General features: G+C 70.0%; 1 protein-coding gene. It reads left to right on the top strand.

What is annotated here, in order from left to right; translation table 11 throughout:
* Window positions 1–95: 95 nt before the first annotated feature.
* A complete protein-coding gene (locus tag FMQ63_RS37120; protein WP_011555844.1) occupies window positions 96–1,235 on the top strand; it encodes an IS30 family transposase in 1,140 nt (379 codons plus the stop codon).
* Window positions 1,236–1,248: the final 13 nt, after the last annotated feature.

Below are 1,248 nucleotides of genomic sequence, written 5' to 3'. Positions count from 1 at the left end.
GGCGGTCTCAATCGGTGAACGCACCAGTCAGGATGCGCGGAAGGGAGCGCATCCGGGAGAGGTGCCCGGTGGAGAGTCGAGGCAAGCTCGGCAGGATGAGTGGAGAGGATTGGCTGGAGGTGCGGCGCGCGGTGGCCGCCGGACAGACGCAGGAGGAGGCAGCGCGGGCGGCAGGGGTGAATGAGCGCACGCTGCAGCGCCTTTTGCGCCGTGCGGGCGGCATCCGGCGGCCTGCGCTCGTGCGCTCTACCTTGCGTTTGAGCGTGGCCGAGCGCGAGGAGGTGTCTCGCGGTGTGCAGGCCGGCGAGTCCTTGCGGGCCATCGCGCGGCGACTGGGGCGTGCTGCGTCCACCATCAGCCGCGAAGTGGGGCGTGCCGGCAAGGGACGCGAAGGCTACCGGGCGTGGCTGGGTGAAGCGGCGGCCGCGAGGGCGTCGCGCCGGCCCAAGCAAACGAAACTGTTGGCCCAGCCCCAGTTGCGCCAGGAGGTGGAGCGACGTCTGCTGCGGTGCTGGAGTCCCCAGCAGATTGCCGCCACGCTCAAGCGCGACTTCGCCCACCAGCCCCAGATGCACGTGTCCCACGAAACCATTTACCGCAGCCTCTACGTGCAGACGCGGGGCAGCCTGCGCAAGGAACTCGCCGCGTACCTGCGCACGGGCCGCCCCCAGCGTCGGCCCCGTGGCCGCGCCAGCGTCCTGTCCGGCCAGTTGCCGGGCCGGGTGATGCTCAGTGAGCGCCCGCCGGAAGCCGAAAGCCGCGCCGTCCCGGGCCACTGGGAGGGCGACTTGCTGGTAGGCAAGCAGGGCAAGAGCGCCATCGGCACGCTGGTGGAGCGCCGCAGCCGGTACGTCATGCTGTTGCACCTGCCCGAGGGGCGCACCGCGCCCCACGTGCGTGAGGCCCTCACCCACCAACTTGGCCAACTGCCTGACGCCTTGCGCCGCACCCTCACCTGGGACCAAGGCAAGGAGATGGCCGAGCACGTGCGCTTCACCATCGACACCGACGTCCAAGTCTACTTCTGCGACCCCCACAGCCCCTGGCAACGCGGTAGCAACGAGAACACCAACGGCCTGCTGCGCCAGTACTTCCCCAAGGGCATGGATTTGAGCGGCCTGTCGCGCGCCCAGCTCGACACCGTCGCCCTCCAACTCAACACCCGCCCCCGCCAGACGCTCGACTGGCGCACCCCCGCCGAGGTATTCGCTCAAAGCGTTGCGATGACCGGCTGAAACCGCCGCCGCT

The organism is Myxococcus sp. CA005, from assembly GCF_006518205.1.
GTDB classification, from domain to species: Bacteria; Myxococcota; Myxococcia; order Myxococcales; family Myxococcaceae; genus Myxococcus; species Myxococcus xanthus.
The sequence above is the reverse complement of the archived record's forward strand: the minus strand, read 5'-3'. Positions and strand labels throughout refer to the sequence as shown.

Coding starts and splice junctions, on each gene's coding strand:
- FMQ63_RS37120 (WP_011555844.1), top strand. CDS start 96: ATGAGTGGAGAGGATTGGCTGGAGGTGCGGCGCGCGGTGGCCGCCGGA.